Source organism: Streptomyces sp. P9(2023), assembly GCF_032436795.1.
In the GTDB taxonomy this organism is placed as follows: Bacteria; Actinomycetota; Actinomycetes; order Streptomycetales; family Streptomycetaceae; genus Streptomyces.
In genome coordinates, this window is record NZ_JAUPWM010000167.1 from 1 (window position 1) to 438 (window position 438).

At 62.6% G+C, this 438-nt stretch carries 1 protein-coding gene; it reads left to right on the forward strand.

Features of this window, described 5'->3' with window-relative positions:
• Positions 1 to 65 precede the first annotated feature (65 nt).
• On the forward strand, positions 66 to 438 hold a 373-nt coding region (casB, locus tag Q5762_RS37190), incomplete at its 3' end, for a type I-E CRISPR-associated protein Cse2/CasB (RefSeq protein WP_315896730.1).

Consider the following 438-nt stretch of genomic DNA (forward strand, 5'->3'; position numbering starts at 1 on the left):
GCCCAAGCGGGTGGCTTCGAGTTGAGAACGCCGGTAGAGGAAGATAATGCGGAGGGAAGTGCAGCATGAGTGAAGCAGAACAACGAGCAGAGCTGCCAGCAGCAGACGAGCAGACAACCTCGGTAGAGCGCTACTGCTATGCGCTCACACATCAGGAAGCCTATGAGCTGCGCCTGTGGTGGCGGCGGCTGGTAATGGGTGATCAGGAGCTCAAGCGCTACACCAAGCTGCGGCCTTTCCCTCGCGGCGTGCGCGCCGCGCTGCGCCGTTGCGACAGCGTCGAGACGATCATGCTCACCGAGGCGTTTCGCCATCTCTGGCAGGCGCTCGAGGCCAACGCATGGGAGAACACCCCGAGCGATGCCAACAGCCGCAAGCTCGATCAGATCCTTACAACGTGGGCCGTCGTTGCCGCCGTTACAAGCGAGCTGCGTGCCG